The sequence below is a fragment of the Enterobacter sp. AN-K1 genome, assembly GCF_020971765.1.
GTDB lineage: Bacteria > Pseudomonadota > Gammaproteobacteria > Enterobacterales > Enterobacteriaceae > Enterobacter > Enterobacter hormaechei_C.
Genome location: NZ_CP087390.1, coordinates 4011689 through 4027770, shown reverse-complemented (window position 1 = coordinate 4027770; position 16082 = coordinate 4011689). Strand labels below are relative to the sequence as shown.

At 55.7% G+C, this 16082-nt stretch carries 14 protein-coding genes; 4 read left to right on the top strand and 10 right to left on the bottom strand.

The window, feature by feature from the left end; all coding sequences use genetic code 11:
* The first annotated feature begins 14 nt into the window (after nt 1-14).
* A complete protein-coding gene (mfd, locus tag LOC22_RS19085) occupies nt 15-3461 on the top strand; it encodes a transcription-repair coupling factor (RefSeq protein ID WP_017693631.1) in 3447 nt (1148 codons plus the stop codon).
* A gap of 145 nt (nt 3462-3606) precedes the next feature.
* Nucleotides 3607-4572 (top strand): L,D-transpeptidase LdtC, encoded by a 966-nt coding sequence (ldtC, locus tag LOC22_RS19080; protein WP_023303432.1) that lies wholly within the window; start codon nt 3607-3609, stop codon nt 4570-4572.
* Between the two features lie 77 nt (nt 4573-4649).
* Here ldtC and bhsA read toward each other — a convergent pair whose 3' ends face one another.
* Nucleotides 4650-4907 (bottom strand): multiple stress resistance protein BhsA, encoded by a 258-nt coding sequence (gene bhsA / locus LOC22_RS19075; protein WP_006809234.1) that lies wholly within the window; start codon nt 4905-4907, stop codon nt 4650-4652.
* Nucleotides 4908-5152: 245 nt separating this feature from the next.
* Here bhsA and LOC22_RS19070 point away from each other — a divergent pair, with 245 nt between their 5' ends.
* The gene (locus LOC22_RS19070; RefSeq protein WP_015570813.1) at nt 5153-5788 is read left to right on the top strand and encodes a TetR/AcrR family transcriptional regulator; all 636 of its coding nucleotides are present in this window, start codon (nt 5153-5155) and stop codon (nt 5786-5788) included.
* A gap of 60 nt (nt 5789-5848) precedes the next feature.
* Here the strand turns inward: LOC22_RS19070 and LOC22_RS19065 are convergent, their stop codons facing one another.
* The 8 genes from LOC22_RS19065 to hinT form a co-directional block, all read right to left on the bottom strand.
* Nucleotides 5849-6388 carry a glycine zipper 2TM domain-containing protein gene (locus LOC22_RS19065; RefSeq protein ID WP_047637431.1) on the bottom strand — a complete coding sequence of 180 codons (540 nt, stop codon included), beginning with the start codon at nt 6386-6388 and terminating at the stop codon, nt 5849-5851.
* 193 nt (nt 6389-6581) lie between these two features.
* On the bottom strand, nt 6582-7886 hold the full coding sequence (locus LOC22_RS19060; protein ID WP_017693633.1) for an NAD(P)/FAD-dependent oxidoreductase: 1305 nt from the start codon (nt 7884-7886) through the stop codon (nt 6582-6584).
* A 236-nt stretch (nt 7887-8122) separates the two neighbouring features.
* Nucleotides 8123-8665, bottom strand: a complete 543-nt coding sequence (gene ycfP, locus LOC22_RS19055; RefSeq protein WP_006809239.1) for an alpha/beta hydrolase YcfP — start codon at nt 8663-8665, stop codon at nt 8123-8125.
* A gap of 31 nt (nt 8666-8696) precedes the next feature.
* Entirely contained in the window at nt 8697-9722 is a 1026-nt protein-coding gene (nagZ, locus tag LOC22_RS19050; RefSeq protein ID WP_063135247.1) for a beta-N-acetylhexosaminidase, read from the bottom strand.
* Between the two features lie 11 nt (nt 9723-9733).
* Nucleotides 9734-10558, bottom strand: a complete 825-nt coding sequence (gene thiK / locus LOC22_RS19045; protein ID WP_163371380.1) for a thiamine kinase — start codon at nt 10556-10558, stop codon at nt 9734-9736.
* On the bottom strand, nt 10539-11183 hold the full coding sequence (lpoB, locus tag LOC22_RS19040) for a penicillin-binding protein activator LpoB (RefSeq protein ID WP_163371392.1): 645 nt from the start codon (nt 11181-11183) through the stop codon (nt 10539-10541). Before lpoB ends, thiK begins: the two co-directional genes overlap by 20 nt.
* A 13-nt stretch (nt 11184-11196) precedes the next feature.
* Nucleotides 11197-11571 (bottom strand): YcfL family protein, encoded by a 375-nt coding sequence (locus LOC22_RS19035; protein WP_003857939.1) that lies wholly within the window; start codon nt 11569-11571, stop codon nt 11197-11199.
* 1 nt (nt 11572) lies between these two features.
* Entirely contained in the window at nt 11573-11932 is a 360-nt protein-coding gene (gene hinT / locus LOC22_RS19030) for a purine nucleoside phosphoramidase (RefSeq protein ID WP_006809243.1), read from the bottom strand.
* Nucleotides 11933-12285: 353 nt separating this feature from the next.
* Between hinT and fhuE the strand changes: the two genes are divergently transcribed.
* A complete protein-coding gene (gene fhuE / locus LOC22_RS19025; RefSeq protein WP_230239560.1) occupies nt 12286-14475 on the top strand; it encodes a ferric-rhodotorulic acid/ferric-coprogen receptor FhuE in 2190 nt (729 codons plus the stop codon).
* A gap of 141 nt (nt 14476-14616) precedes the next feature.
* Here fhuE and ptsG read toward each other — a convergent pair whose 3' ends face one another.
* Nucleotides 14617-16050 (bottom strand): PTS glucose transporter subunit IIBC, encoded by a 1434-nt coding sequence (gene ptsG / locus LOC22_RS19020; protein ID WP_003857942.1) that lies wholly within the window; start codon nt 16048-16050, stop codon nt 14617-14619.
* Nucleotides 16051-16082 lie beyond the last annotated feature (32 nt).

Genomic DNA, 16082 nt, shown 5'->3' with positions numbered 1-16082 from the left:
ACTCTGACATAGCCATGCCTGAACACTATCGTTACTCCTTGCCTGTCAAAGCGGGCGACCAGCGCCAGCTGGGCGAACTCACGGGCGCGGCCTGCGCCACCCTGGTGGCGGAAATTGCTGAGCGGCATCCAGGGCCGGTGGTGCTGGTTGCCCCGGACATGCAAAACGCTCTGCGCCTGCACGACGAAATTCGTCAGTTCACCGATAGCCTGGTGTTCAGCCTGGCCGACTGGGAAACGCTTCCCTACGACAGTTTTTCTCCGCACCAGGAGATCATCTCTTCGCGCCTGTCGACGCTGTATCAGCTTCCCACCATGCAGCGCGGCGTGCTGATTGTACCGGTGAACACCCTGATGCAGCGCGTCTGTCCGCACAGCTATTTGCACGGCCATGCGCTGGTGATGAAAAAAGGCCAGCGCCTGTCGCGCGATGCCCTGCGCGTGCAGCTGGACGGAGCCGGCTATCGACATGTCGACCAGGTGATGGAGCACGGCGAATATGCGACGCGCGGTGCGCTGCTGGATCTCTATCCGATGGGCAGCGATCGGCCATATCGTCTGGATTTCTTTGATGATGAGATCGACAGCCTGCGCGTGTTCGACGCTGACACCCAGCGCACGCTGGAGGAAGTGGACTCCATTAACCTACTGCCCGCCCATGAGTTCCCGACGGATAAAACCGCCATCGAGCTGTTCCGCAGCCAGTGGCGCGACAGGTTCGACGTGAAGCGCGATGCCGAACATATCTACCAGCAAGTCAGCAAGGGCACCCTTCCGGCCGGGATCGAGTACTGGCAGCCCCTGTTCTTTAACGAACCGCTGCCGGCGCTGTTCAGCTACTTCCCGGCGAATACGCTGATTGTTAACACCGGGGATATCGACGCCAGTGCCAGCCGCTTTGAAAGCGAAACGCGCGCCCGCTTTGAAAACCGGGGCGTTGACCCGATGCGTCCGCTGCTGCCGCCGGAAATGCTGTGGCTACGTACCGACGAGCTGAACGCCGAGCTGAAACGCTGGCCGCGCATGCAGCTCAAAACCGACGCGCTTGCCGAGAAGGCGGCGAACACCAATCTCGCGTTCCGGACGCTGCCTGACCTGGCCGTCCAGGCGCAGCAGAAATCCCCGCTTGATAATCTGCGCAAGTTTCTTGAGTCCTTCACCGGGCCGGTGGTCTTCTCCGTTGAAAGTGAGGGTCGCCGTGAAGCGCTGGGCGAACTGCTGGGACGGATCAAAGTTGCGCCGAAACGCATTCTTCGCCTGAGCGAAGCGACCGGAAATGGCCGTTACCTGATGATCGGCGCCGCCGAGCACGGATTCATTGATACGCTCAATAACCTGGCGTTGATTTGTGAAAGCGACCTGCTGGGCGAGCGCGTCGCGCGCCGTCGTCAGGACAGCCGTCGCACCATCAACCCGGACACCCTGATCCGTAACCTGGCCGAACTGCACCCCGGTCAGCCGATCGTTCACCTTGAACACGGGGTGGGTCGCTATCAGGGGATGACCACCCTCGAAGCAGGCGGCATCAAAGGTGAATACCTGATGCTGACCTACGCCAACGACGCCAAACTGTACGTGCCGGTGTCGTCCCTGCACCTAATCAGTCGCTACGCCGGGGGCGCGGAAGACAACGCGCCGCTGCATAAGCTGGGCGGCGATGCCTGGGCGCGCGCGCGCCAGAAGGCAGCGGAAAAAGTGCGCGACGTGGCCGCCGAGCTGCTGGATATTTACGCCCAGCGTGCGGCCAAAGAGGGCTATGCGTTTAAGCATGATAAAGAGCAGTATCAGCTGTTCTGCGACAGCTTCCCGTTTGAAACTACGCCGGATCAGGCCCAGGCCATTAACGCCGTGCTGAGCGACATGTGCCAGCCGCTGGCCATGGACCGCTTGGTCTGCGGTGACGTGGGCTTCGGCAAAACCGAAGTGGCGATGCGTGCCGCCTTCCTGGCGGTGGAAAACAACAAGCAGGTGGCGGTGCTGGTGCCGACTACCCTCCTCGCCCAGCAGCACTTCGACAACTTCCGCGACCGCTTCGCCAACTGGCCGGTGCGCATTGAGATGCTGTCGCGTTTTCGCAGCGCCAAAGAGCAGACGCAAATCCTGGAACAGGCAAGCGAAGGCAAAATTGATATTCTGATCGGCACTCACAAGCTGCTGCAAAGCGACGTGAAGTGGAAAGATCTGGGGCTGCTGATCGTGGATGAAGAGCACCGCTTCGGGGTGCGCCATAAAGAGCGCATCAAAGCGATGCGCGCCGACGTCGACATTCTGACCCTGACCGCAACGCCGATCCCGCGCACCCTGAACATGGCGATGAGCGGCATGCGCGATCTGTCGATTATCGCCACCCCACCGGCGCGCCGTCTGGCGGTGAAAACCTTTGTTCGCGAGTACGACAATCTGGTGGTGCGCGAGGCGATCCTGCGCGAAGTGCTGCGCGGCGGCCAGGTGTATTACCTGTATAACGACGTTGAAAATATTCAGAAAGCCGCCGACAGGCTGGCAGAGCTGGTACCGGAAGCGCGCATCGCCATTGGTCACGGCCAGATGCGCGAGCGCGAGCTGGAGCGGGTGATGAACGATTTCCACCACCAGCGTTTCAACGTGCTGGTGTGTACCACCATCATTGAGACCGGGATCGACATTCCAACGGCGAACACCATCATTATCGAACGTGCGGATCACTTCGGCCTGGCCCAGCTGCACCAGCTGCGCGGGCGCGTCGGGCGCTCGCACCATCAGGCCTACGCCTGGCTGCTGACGCCGCATCCGAAGGCGATGACCACCGACGCGCAAAAGCGTCTGGAAGCTATCGCCTCACTGGAAGATCTGGGTGCTGGCTTTGCGCTGGCGACCCACGACCTGGAGATCCGCGGCGCCGGTGAGCTGCTGGGTGAAGACCAGAGCGGCTCCATGGAAACCATCGGTTTCTCGCTGTATATGGAGCTGCTGGAAAATGCCGTCGACGCGCTTAAAGCCGGACGTGAACCGTCTCTGGAAGATCTCACCAGCCAGCAGACCGAAGTGGAACTGCGCATGCCTTCTCTGCTGCCGGATGATTTTATTCCTGACGTGAATACCCGTCTGTCGTTCTACAAACGCATTGCCAGCGCGAAAAGCGAAGGCGAGCTGGAAGAGATCAAAGTCGAACTGATTGACCGTTTTGGGATATTGCCCGATGCGGCGCGCAACCTGCTGGATATTGCCCGCCTGCGTCAGCAGGCGCAGAAGCTGGGCATTCGCAAGCTTGAAGGCAATGAGAAAGGCGGCGTAATTGAGTTTGCCGAGAAGAACCACGTCGATCCGATGTGGCTGATTGGCCTCCTGCAAAAACAGCCGCAGCATTTCCGTCTTGATGGCCCGACGCGTCTGAAATTTACTCAGGATCTGACGGAACGTAAAACCCGCATGGACTGGGTGCGTAACTTTATGCGTCAGCTGGAAGAGAACGCCATCGCATAACGGTATCCCCCGCCAGCGCCCGGCTGGCGGGGGGACAATTTACAAACTCTTTGCACTTCGCCCGAACTTCCCGACTATACATTCGCCATAATTATCATTAACGCCTTATAAAACAATAACCTTATCATTTGTATGGATTATGATAATGATGATTTCTTCGCGTTTTACCCGCTGGTTAACTCTGTTTGCGCTTGCCGCGACGGTTGCCGTCGCGCTCCCTGCTCGCGCAAATACCTGGCCTCTTCCGCCTGCCGGCAGCAACGTCGTAGGTGAAAACCGCTTTCACGTGGTTGAAAACGATGGCGGTTCGCTGGAAGCGATTGCCAAAAAATATAACGTCGGGTTCCTGGCGCTGTTGCAGGCCAACCCGGGCGTAGATCCATACGTGCCCCGGGCAGGCAGCGTACTGACGATTCCGCTGCAAACCATCCTGCCGGACGCGCCGCGTCAGGGCATTGTGATTAATCTCGCCGAGCTGCGTCTGTATTACTACCCGCCGGGCAAGAACGAAGTGACCGTCTACCCTATCGGTATTGGTCAGTTGGGGGGCGATACGCTCACGCCTACCATGGTCACCACCGTCTCTGATAAGCGCGCTAATCCAACCTGGACCCCGACGGCAAACATTCGCGCCCGTTATAAAGCTCAAGGTATCGACCTGCCTGCCGTGGTGCCTGCTGGCCCGGATAATCCGATGGGGCACCATGCGATTCGCCTGGCGGCATACGGTGGGGTTTATCTTCTGCACGGAACGAATGCGGATTTCGGGATCGGGATGCGCGTCAGCTCCGGCTGCATTCGCCTGCGCGATGACGATATCAAAACGCTCTACCGCGTGATCGCCCCTGGCACGAAAGTGAATATCATTAATACGCCGATTAAAGTGTCTGAAGAGCCGGGTGGCGTCCGTCTGGTTGAGATCCACCAGCCGCTATCGAAAAACATCAATGACGATCCGCAGACGCTGCCGATTAATCTGAATGCCTCGATGGTGAGCTTTAAAACGAATGCCAATACCGATGGCGCGGTGATGGAGCGGGCGATGGAAGCGCGCTCGGGGATGCCAACCGATGTCACGCGGCATCATGAGGTTGCTCAGCAATCAATGTAAAGCAGTAATAACGACAAACGCCCTGCATCAGCAGGGCGTTTTTTATTGCAGTGGCATAACGGAGGGTTGCGTTACGCTTATTTGTAGATAACAGCGGTACCGTGCAGGGTGTTAGGACCGGTCACAGAGGTGATGCGGAATGATTTCGCACCCATTTCGTCAGCTTTTTGTGCCAGCTGATCTTCCAGAGAGCCCAGATTAGTCCCGGCAGTGGCAGAGATGGTACCGACTTTCTGCTGGTCTGCTGGCGTGGATTGCACTTCAACAGCAGCGAAGCTTGCGAAAGAGAGTGAACTCAGAACGGCGGCAGCGATGAGGGTTTTAACGTTTTTCATGATTTTATACCTTTAGGCAGATGATGTAGTGGTCGTTAGTTATTTAGTTAACGATCGATAGGTAAATGATAGGTGTGATCCAGGTCACACGTCAACCAATTTTTATAATGGTCGTTAAATTAATTTCATTTGCCTTATATTTCATAAAGATAAAATTAAATTATTTTTCAGAAATCACCGCTGGTCGTTGCAGACGTTTATTTTTATAATGACTATTCAACAAAACAACAGAGGACCAACGGCACATGACAACCGATGTTACGCGTTGCGCGAAGAAAAGCCGTGGCCGACCAAAAGTGTTCGACAGGGATGCGGCGCTCGATAAGGCCATGACGCTCTTCTGGCAGCATGGGTATGAAGCTACGTCGCTTTCCGATCTTGTGGAAGCAACGGGCGCGAAAGCCCCTACCCTGTACGCAGAGTTCACCAACAAAGAAGGCTTATTCCGGGCCGTTCTGGACAGATACATCGCGCGCTTCGCGGCAAAACATGAAGCCCAGCTGTTCTGCGAAGAAAAAACGGTTGAGCAGGCATTGCAGGATTATTTCACGGCAATCGCGACCTGCTATACCAGCAAGGACACGCCTGCGGGCTGTTTTATGATCAACACCTCCGCGACCCTCGCGGCATCGTCTAAAGAGATTGCCAACACGGTCAAATCGCGGCATGCGATGCAGGAGGAGACGCTCAGCACGTTTCTGGCTCAGCGTCAGCAGCGCGGCGAAATACCGGCGCATTGCCGTCCGCAGGAGCTTTCCCAGTATCTGAGCTGTATTTTACAGGGGATGTCCATCAGCGCCCGTGAAGGCGCGACGCTGGAAAAATTGCAGGGGATTACGCAAACAACACTGCGCCTGTGGCCTGAACTTCTTAAACTCTGACGCAAAAAAAAAGCTCCTCAGCCTGAGCGCATGAGGAGCTAAGTTCAGAGAACATCTTTTTTACACTTTGTTATTCAGTATCAGCTGACCGTTGCTGTCGAGAGGGATCTGCGTGCCAGGATCTTTATCCATGCGGATTTTGCCCTGCTGATCGCCAATTTTGTAGGTTACGTCGTAGCCCAACATTTTTTCAGACTTGTCATACACGGTTTTACAGCGCTGCTGCGTTGTGGTGTAGGTATCATTTTCCTGCATCGCGCCCTGTACCTGGTTACCGGCATAACCGCCACCCAGCGCACCAACCACCGTCGCGACATCCTTACCACGGCCGCCACCAAACTGATGACCAATCACCCCACCAGCAACCGCGCCCAGCACGGAGCCAGCGATACGGTTTTCATCCTGAACCGGACGACGATGGGTGACAGAAACATTACGGCACTCCTGACGAGGCGTCTTGACCGACTCTTTGATCGGTGTAGCGGAAACCACCTGCGCATACTGCGGGCCACGATCAAGTACGTTCAGACTGGCAACGGCAGCCACACCTAACGCAGCTGCGACGCCAATCCCTATACCCGCCAACATTGATTTATTCACGGGACTTCCTCCTTTGTTGCAATTGGTAGCAATTTTGCAGCGCAATAAACGCTTCGCCAATAAGATAAAGGATCAAAATCAGGGCTGTTGACCGGGACAACGTGGGTTTAAGAGAACTCTTAAGCGTCAGGAGGGAAATGCACAGCATGATGTGCTAAGAATTCCCTCCGGAGGGCCCGGAGGGAGAGAGAAATTAGTGCAGCTTCAGGCGTGGACGGATCACGCGGTTGATGCGGCCAACCAGCATCATCAGGCCGGTTTTGAAGTAGCCGTGCAGCGCAATCTGGTGCATACGGTACAGAGAAATGTACACGAAGCGGGCGATGCGCCCCTCCACCATCATGGAGCCGCGCATCAGGTTACCCATCAGGCTGCCCACGGTGGAGAAGTTTGAGAGCGACACCAGAGAGCCGTGGTCTTTGTAGACATAGGCTTTCATCGGTTTGCCTTTCATCTGCGCCAGGATGTTATGCAGCACGAGGCTTGCCATCTGGTGCGCGGCCTGAGCGCGAGGCGGTACAAATCCGCCTTCCGGACGTGCGCAGGAGGCACAGTCGCCAATGGCGAAGATGTCCGGATCGCGCGTGGTTTGCAGCGTCGGCTCTGTCACCAGCTGGTTAATGCGGTTCGTCTCCAGCCCACCGATATCTTTCATGAAATCAGGCGCTTTGATCCCCGCAGCCCAAACCATCAGGTCGGCCTGGATATATTCGCCGTCTTTGGTATGCAGGCCGCCCTCATCCGCGCTGGTCACCATGGTCTGGGTCAGCACGCGCACGCCCAGTTTGGTCAGCTCGTTGTGCGCCGCGCCGGAAATACGCGGCGGCAGCGCAGGCAGAATACGTTCACCTGCTTCCACCAGCGTCACATTCAGCGCTTCGTTAGTCAGCCCTTTGTAGCCGTAGCTGTGCAGCTGTTTGACCGCATTGTGCAACTCCGCCGATAATTCAACGCCCGTTGCGCCGCCGCCCACGATAGCAATGTTGACCTTGCCGTTAGCACCCATGTTGTTGGTGTACTTCAGGAACAGGTTAAGCATCTCCTGATGGAAACGACGCGCCTGATGCGGATTATCCAGGAAGATGCAGTGCTCTTTTACGCCTGGGGTGTTGAAATCATTGGAGGTACTGCCCAGGGCCATCACCAGCGTGTCATAGGCCAGCTTGCGCTCAGGAACCAGCAACTCGCCTTTATCATCACGCAGCTCAGCCAGCGTGATGGTTTTGTTTTCACGATTGATATCCACCACCGAACCCAGCTGGAACTGGAAGTGGTGGTTACGCGCATGCGCCAGATAGCTCAGCGCATCCACGCCCTCATCCAGCGACCCGGTCGCCACTTCGTGCAGTAACGGCTTCCACAGATGACTGTGGTTACGATCCACCAGCGTGATTTTGGCTTTCTTACCGCGACCCAGCTTCTTACCCAGCTGTGTCGCGAGCTCCAGTCCGCCAGCACCACCGCCGACAATCACTATCTTTTTCAATGGCGTAGTCAACGTGACCCCCTCAAATTATTAACCAATTGTTAATTAAAAGTTATATAAATAACCCTTAATTAACAACAGGTTACTGCGCTGAAACCATTCAGATTCATTGAGAATAGCACGTCAGGCGCATTGGTCATACCAAAATTGATATGTATCAAGTTTTGATGGTTTAAAAGTAGACAACTCTGACAAAAAAGAGGCCCGGTACGCTTTCACGTACCGGGCCTTTATCAGGTTCAGGGAGATCAGCCCAGCGTTTTAAAGGCTTTAATACGCTGCAAGTGCGGGGAAATGTTTTTGAACTTGTGGGTCTGCTCTTCGTCCCAGACAATTTCGTAGTAATGGTGCAGAAGCTCGGCGGCGCGGGAGCTGTTCAGCGCTTCATCGTTGCGGGAAAGGATCACCAGACACCGATCGCGGTTCTTTTCACGGAAATTGCTCACGCATTTAGTTGCGATGTCGGCGTACTCCTCCGGGCGATCGATTTTGCCTTCCATGTTTTCGTTCGGAAAGAGGTTAGGATTAAAAATGACCTGACGGATATCGCACAAAAAACCGATGCGCTCTGCCCAGTATCCTCCTAACCCCACGCCGCAGATCAGCGGGCGATCGTCGATATTGAGCTGCAACATTTTATCCACTTCTTTAAGCAGATGCTGCATGTCATGCTTCGGATGACGTGTGCTGTAACTGATCAGCCGGACATCCGGATCGATAAACTGCAATTGCAGCACTTTCTCATGATTACCAGGACTGTTTGAGTCAAAACCGTGTAAATAAATGATCATCGTCTCACCACGCTACGCCTTCCGGGATGAATTAAAGGGCTGCTTTATGTGCCTGCCAGCGCTCGTTCAGGGCTTCAAGCCGGGCGTTTACCGTTTTCCAGCGCGCCGAGTCCATCAGCTCCTGACGACTAAATGAACCTTTATGATACAATTGTGTAACACGTTCAGCATTGATCGGCGACAGGTTATCCAGCACGCTCACCGCCCCTTTACGATTATTGCAGACGAGGATCATATCGCAACCCGCATCCAGCGAAGCCTGCCCACGTTCGGCATAGCTACCCATAATTGCCGCCCCCTCCATGGATAAATCGTCAGAGAAAATTACGCCATTGAAGCCTAATTCCTGACGCAGTACGGTTTTCAGCCAGTGCGGAGAGCCGCTGGCCGGACGCGGATCGACCTCACTGTAGATGACGTGCGCAGGCATGATGGCATCCAGCTTGTTATCAGCGATCAGCGAGCGGAAAACCGACATGTCTTTAGCGCGAATGTCTGCTTCCGAGCGCGGATCGCGCGGGGTTTCTTTATGGGAATCCGCCGTCACCGCCCCGTGGCCCGGGAAATGTTTGCCGGTGGTTTTCATGCCCGCAGCATGCATACCGTCAATAAAGCGCGTCGCCATTGCCAGCGCAATACGCGGATCGTCATGATACGAACGCTCACCAATTGCCGCGCTAATGTGTCCTACGTCCAGCACCGGGGCGAAGCTGATGTCGATATCCATGGCGATCATCTCGCTGGCCATCAGCCAGCCGGCGTCCTGCGCCAGTTGACCGCCCTCTTCGATCCCCAGCAGCGCAGCAAAAGATTGCGCGGCGGGTAAACGGGTAAACCCTTCGCGGAAACGCTGCACACGCCCACCTTCCTGGTCTACGGCCACCACCAGGTGATTGCGCGACGCCGCACGGATCTGGCGAACCAGCTCACGCAACTGCTCCGGATCAAGATAATTGCGGGTGAAAAGAATCAGCCCCCCTACCAGCGGATGCGCCAGAATTTCGCGCTCTTCCGCATCCAGCTCAAACCCTTCGACATCCAACATTACTGGACCCACACCAACCTCTCTTATCCTTTCGTTTGTAACTGACGCCAGGCATCATTTGCCAGCGCAATAAATTGTTTGTCATCTGTCTGCTGAAGGCGCATTTCAAACCATCCCGCCATCAGCATCAACACCCACGGGCGCCAGCGCGCGACCTGCCGCGCAAGGGTGAGCGCATTGATGTTGGCGTTTCGGGCATAGGCGGTTATCAGCTGCTCGCGCGACGCCTCATCAGGCATCCAGACCGCAGCGAGTTCGAGCGCCACGTCACCGTCTCCGGCATATTCCCAGTCGATAAGTTTCTCGCCTGCCGTGGTATGAACGATATTACCCGCGTGGACATCCATATGCAGCGGCGCCAGACGTAACGCCTGCGGCTCTCCCGCTCTGCGTAGCCGCTTAAGCTGCGCCAGCCAGTAGGGCGTGCGTCGTCCAGGCGCAGCCTGCTGCCAGTAGTGATCCAGCAAAGGAAGTAACGTTACCCGCCAGCCCAGACGCGGCTGGCGATGCAGATGATACAGCATGGCTGCAAGCGCAGGCGTATCGGGAAGCTCGCTTTTGATCTCACCCGCAATAAACGCCACCGTCATCCAGTCTCTGATAAAGAGATGAGGTTGTGGCGCAAGGTCGGCGGGCAGGCGCTTCAGGGCGCGGAACTGGCGACGAAAATGGGAGGCAGGCGCGGCGGCATCGTGATGCTGACGTAAAACCAGCCGATGGTCGCCACGCTCAATAATGCAACTCGCGCCGCCAAGCCCGGCGGGGGCTTGCGGCGCGATAACACGGTACTGAGGGAAATAACGCGTCAGGACGTCATGACGCGTGCGCTTATTGTTGCGTAACGGCACCTTTACCTGACCAGATAATTTCGCCGGTCTGAACCAGCATTAACTGCATCTGCAACGACGGCGTGTTCACGTTGCCTGTCGCGTTAGAATAAAGGACATACTGCGCGCCAACGTTGCGGGCAATACCAATCGCTTTACTGCGCGAACCCAGGCTGTCCTGAGGCGACAGACCAAGCTGCTGCTTGGCGACCGCGAGCTGCTGAGCTGAGACCAGCGTAAATTTACCGTTGTTTGCCAGCGCGTTGCGCAGGGTTTCCGTCGCTTCTCCCGCATTCAGGGAACCGTTTGTACGGTTGTTCACGCTGTCCACCAGCAGCACGCTGCCGGGCGTAACGCCCTGTGCCTGCAACATTTTGCCCACCATCGGCTGCATCGCGCCGTTCCAGTCATAGTGGCGTACTCGCGGCGCAGGCTGTGCGGTGTCGTCCGGATGTTCGATCGGGCCAGGCTGCGCCGGAATGGTCGGTACAGACGGCACGGTTGGAACAGGCTGCGCTGGCGTTGTTGTCTGTTCCGTTCCCGGCTTCGCCTGATCTACCGGTGCTGGTTCTTCCGTTCGCGTCACACAACCCGCCAGAAAGAGTGCAAAAGCACTCAGGAGCGCATAACGGCTCATTGTTTTAATCAAGGTTCACTCCTTACAAATAAAGATAAAGTCTCACCTTATGTGCACCCAGATAGCTGGCGCTGCCGTAGAGCGTGACTGACGATCTTGCCGGGATGGTCACGCTGCGCGGCGCCTCAAGCGGGTGCATCTCAAGACCTCTCACGTCATACCAGTAGAAGCGATAATGCACCGTCACTGGCTCTTGCCTTTCGTTATAGAGCGTAGAGGAGGCTGAAGACTGGATTTCGCTTATGGTCAGCGAAGGTTTCTCCGCCGTGATGCCCGCAGCAAGCACTGAGGACTCCATCACCAGCGTCTGTTCTTCACTGACCGGGATGGCGGGACGCGCGCTGCACCCAACCATTACCAGCGTCACGATCAGCGCTGCAATACGCCCAGTTAACATATTAAAGACCTTTATGTGCCAGCATCGGTCCCAGTGGACGTCCACCCAGCAGATGCATATGAATATGATAGACTTCCTGGCCGCCATGGCGATTACAGTTCATGATCAGACGGTATCCGTCTTCAGCAATCCCTTCCTGCTCTGCGATTTTCGCGGCTACCGTAAGCATACGGCCCAGCGCCACTTCATGCTCGGTTTTAACGTCATTAACGGTCGGGATCAGAATATTGGGAATAATAAGGATGTGCGTCGGCGCCTGGGGAGAAATGTCGCGGAAAGCCGTGACCAGTTCATCCTGATAGACAATATCCGACGGAATTTCGCGGCGGATAATTTTACTGAAAATCGTTTCTTCAGCCATGACCTTTTCCTTTTAAGTTTAATCTGGCGTCGTGCGTCCGTTGTTAACACACATTGTCTGATTTACTGCGTGACACAAGACAAGAGTATGAGCGAGTTTCTCCTGTCCTTTCAACCTTCTCCCGTGATTTCTTTCCTGATTGTCCGCCATCTGGCTTAAGAGGCGTCGCTTTAGGACATTTCTTTTCTGAAACCTTATTTCAGTTCATTCCGAAACATCTGTTTACAGCGTTAATCACAATGCGTATATTTCGCATTTGCATTTTCATGCGCATTTTTAACATAGAAAACGACGTCAGCCCGTGCTAGCGGGACTGTCGCGAATTACCTTCACCATTCACTAAGGGTTTGATGATGTCTTTCATTAATCACACCAGGGATGGGCAACATCAGCCTGCCGCAACACCTTCGTTGCTGGCCGCCTGCATTGCTATGGCATTGACGCCAACCGCCGCTTTCGCTGCTTCAACCACCGAAGATACCGTCGTCGTAGACGGGGGTTTTGACAACACACAGGATCTTTCTGCCAGCCAGGATCAGGATTACAGCGTAAAAACCACCACCACCGGCACCAAACTGTTGCTGGTTCCCCGCGACATCCCACAGTCCGTCAGCGTTATCAGCCAGCAACGTATGGCTGACCAGAATCTGCAAACCATCGGACAGGTGCTGACGAATACCACGGGCATTACGGCCCAGGTGCAGGACAGCGACCGTACCGTGTTTTACTCACGCGGCTTTTTCGTCAGCAACTACGCCTATGACGACCTGCCAACCTCCATCAGTGAAGTGTGGAACTTTGGTGATACCGTCGCGGATACCGCGATTTATGACCGCATCGAAGTGGTTCGCGGCGCCACCGGCCTGATGTCCGGCACGGGCAACCCGGCGGCGTACGTTAATATGGTGCGTAAGCACGCGGACAGCCCGGAATTTAAAGGTAACGTCTCCGCCAGTTACGGCAGCTGGGACAAGCAGCGCTACGTGCTGGATCTCCAGGCGCCGCTGGTAGAGTCAGGTAAGGTACGGGGCCGTCTGATTACGGGTTATCAGGACAACGACAGCTTCGTGGATAACTACCACTACCGGAAGAAATTCCTCTACGGCGTGATGGACGCGGATGTCACCGACAGCACCACCCTCTCGGTAGGGTATGAATATCAGGAAAGCCATACCGCCGACCCGACCTGGGGCGGGCTGCCGACCTGGTACAGCGACGGAAGTAAGACCCACTACAATCGTAGCCAGACCGTCGCACCTGACTGGGCTTATTCAGATAAAGACAGCACCCGCATCTTCGCTAACCTGACTCAGCGTTTCGATAATGGCTGGGAAGCGCACATCAACGGCATGCACGCTGAAACCAACTTCGACTCCAAACTGATGTATATGTCCGGCTATCCGGATAAAGAGACCGGTGCGGGCCTGGTGGGTTACGGCGGCTGGAACCGTGGGGAACGTAAACAGGATGCGGTTGACGCCTTCCTGCGCGGCGGCTTCGATCTCTTTGGCCGTCAGCACGAAATGATGTTCGGCGGCAGCTTCAGCCGTCAGCGTAACCATTACGACAACTCCATGCCGGATGCGGTATACGGCATGGTTGATGTCGGCAACTTTAAGAACTGGAACGGGAACATCGCCGATCCCCAGTGGACGCCGTGGAAACTCTACAGCAAGGATGATATTCGCCAGTCTTCAGCCTATTCGTCGGCTCGTTTCTCGCTGGCCGATCCGCTGCACCTGATCCTGGGCGCGCGCTACACCCAATATAACATTCGTTATAACCCGGCAGGATCGCCGAATACCCGTCTGGAAAGCACCAAAGATGATGTCACGCCGTACGCCGGCCTGGTGTATGACATCAATGAGGACTGGTCGACCTACGTCAGCTATACCTCTATCTTCCAGCCGCAGGATAAGCGCGATGCCAGCGGACGTTATCTTGACCCTACCACGGGTAAAAGCTACGAAGCCGGGGTGAAGGCGGACTGGTTTAATACCCGCCTCACCACCTCGCTGGCGATTTTCCGCATTGAGCAGGATAACGTCGCCAGCAACACCTATACCTACATGCCGAGCGGTGAGTCGATCTATGAATCGCTGGACGGGGTGGTCAGCAAAGGGGTCGAGTTCGAGCTCAACGGTGCCCTGACCGATAACTGGCAGCTGACCTTCGGCGCGACGCGTTACATCGCAGAAGATAAGAATGGCAACGCCGTCAGCTCCGATCAGCCGCGCACAACCATGAAGCTCTTCACCCGCTATCAGTTGCCAATGCTGCCGGAACTGACCGTGGGCGGTGGCGTAAACTGGCAGAACAAAGTGTGGACGGACGTGGAAGGCGGCCCGGCAGGACGTTCCCGCGCGGAGCAAGGCAGCTATGGGCTGGTGAACCTGTTCAGCCGTTATCAGGCCACCAAAGATTTTGCGGTGCAGGCTAACGTCAACAACCTGTTCGACAAAGAGTATTACGATTACGTCGGCTCTTATGTAGTGTATGGCGCGCCGCTGAACGTCTCGGTGAGCGCGAGCTACGATTTCTGAGTGACAGAAGCCCGGTGGCGCTGCGCTTACCGGGCCTACCCATCACGTAGGCCGGGTAAGACGCAGCCTCCACCCGGCACCACAAGCAGCAGTAATAAAAAAGGCAGCCATTCGGCTGCCTTAGTCTCCCCAGGTCACAGCTTAGTTGTTGCGGATGTACTCATCCATTTCGGTTTTCAGGTTATCGGATTTCGTACCGAAGATTGCCTGAACACCAGAACCTGCAACAACGACGCCCGCTGCGCCCAGTTTTTTCAGACCCGGCTGGTCTACTTTCGCAACGTCGGCAACGCTCACACGCAGACGAGTGATACACGCGTCCAGGTTAGTGATGTTCTCTTTACCGCCGAAAGCAGCTACCAGAGCAGGCGCCATTTCGCTGGTCGCACCGGCTTTGCTGTCTTCCGTTGCATCTTCACGACCCGGCGTTTTCAGGTCCAGTGCTTTGATCAGCACACGGAAGACGGTGTAGTACACCACTGCGTAGCCCGCACCCACAATTGGGAACAGCCACAGCTTGCTGCTGTTACCGGACAGAACGATGAAGTCGATCAGACCGTGAGAGAAGGACGTACCGTCACGCATACCCAGCAGGATACAGATTGGGAATGCCAGACCTGCCAGTACCGCGTGGATGATGTACAGGATCGGCGCAACGAACATGAAGGAGAACTCGATCGGCTCGGTGATACCGGTCAGGAACGAGGTCAGCGCTGCGGAGATCATGATACCGCCCACTTTTGCACGGTTCTCTGGTTTAGCAGAGTGCCAGATCGCAATTGCGGCGGCCGGCAGACCGTACATTTTGAACAGGAAGCCACCAGACAGTTTACCTGCCGTTGGGTCACCCGCCATGTAGCGTGGGATGTCGCCGTGGAACACCTGGCCTGCTGCGTTGGTGTATTCACCAATCTGCATCTGGAATGGAACGTTCCAGATGTGGTGCAGACCAAATGGTACCAGGCAGCGCTCAATGAAGCCGTAGATACCGAACGCCACAACCGGGTTCTGGTAAGCCGCCCACTGAGAGAAGGTCTGGATTGCCGTACCGATTGGTGGCCAGATGAAAGACAGAACCACACCGGTGAAAATCGCGGCCAGACCAGAAATGATCGGCACAAAACGTTTACCCGCGAAGAAGCCCAGATACTCAGGCAGCTTGATGCGATAGAAGCGGTTAAACATATACGCTGCAATCGCACCGGAGATGATACCACCGAGAACACCGGTGTCCGCCAGATGCTTAGCGGCAATCTCTTCAGCAGGTAAATGCAGTACCAGCGGCGCAACCACAGCCATGGTTTTCACCATGATGCCGTAAGCAACAACGGACGCCAGCGCGGATACACCGTCGTTATTGGTGAAGCCCAGAGCAACACCGATAGCGAAGATCAGCGGCATGTTAGCAAAAACAGAACCGCCTGCTTCGGCCATCACGTGGGAAACTACGGCTGGCAGCCAGCTGAAGTTTGCAGAACCGACACCCAGCAGGATACCTGCGATAGGCAGTACGGATACTGGCAGCATCAGCGATTTACCGACCTTTTGCAGGTTAGCAAATGCATTCTTAAACATAATTGAGAGTGCTCCTGAGTATTTGTGCTTTT